General features: G+C 60.1%; 1 protein-coding gene. It reads left to right on the top strand.

Annotated elements, in window-relative coordinates; genetic code table 11:
* Positions 1-173: 173 nt before the first annotated feature.
* Positions 174-736 (top strand): IS110 family transposase (locus FEV53_RS20475; protein ID WP_142836431.1); only part of this gene is annotated, 563 nt, incomplete at its 3' end.

Below are 736 nucleotides of genomic sequence, written 5' to 3'. Positions count from 1 at the left end.
AGGGAGCCGCTTCCCGGCTCCCCAAACATGCCGGGAAGCGGCGGGGGACGGATCGGGAATGGGTCGGCCGTTCTGGGCCGTGCGGTAGTGTGATCGCCCCCGTCTTTTCTCATGACCTGAACGGATAGCAGGGCTTTGGGCCTGCATGACAAGCAGAGGTAAGGAAAAGACAGATGCAGGATATCATCGGTATCGATATCTCGAAAGACCAGCTGGACACRTACCGTCTCTCGGATCGCCAGCACGCGGTCTTTGATAATGACAAGACCGGCTTCAAGGCCCTTCTGAAGTGGATTGGCCGTGCCGGAGAATTGCGGCTCGTCTACGAGCCAACCGGCCCGTATCACCGCGGGATGGAGGACGCACTGGCCAAGGCGGAGCATGCGCTCGTCAAGGTCAATCCCAGGCAGGCGCGCCGCTTTGCCGAAGCCACGGGAACCCAGGCCAAGACCGATCGGGTCGATGCCATGCTGTTGGCCCGCATGGGACTTGCGCTTGATCTGCCATCACGTCCGGTGCGCGGAGAGATGATGAACGATCTCAGAGAGCTACATGTGGCCAGGTTGGCGCTTGTCAAAGAACGGACAGCTGCGAGCAACCGAGCCTCCGCAGCTCAGAACAATGTCCTCAAACGCCAGTCAAAGGCCCGGTTGGCGTTTATCGAAAGGCAACTTTCCGAGTTGGAGGAGGCGATCACAGGCCTCATTGCCGCGGATCCAAACTTGTCCGCACGCCG

Origin of the sequence: Palleronia caenipelagi (assembly GCF_007004065.1) — a bacterium.
GTDB lineage: Bacteria > Pseudomonadota > Alphaproteobacteria > Rhodobacterales > Rhodobacteraceae > Palleronia > Palleronia caenipelagi.
The sequence above is the reverse complement of the archived record's forward strand: the minus strand, read 5'-3'. Positions and strand labels throughout refer to the sequence as shown.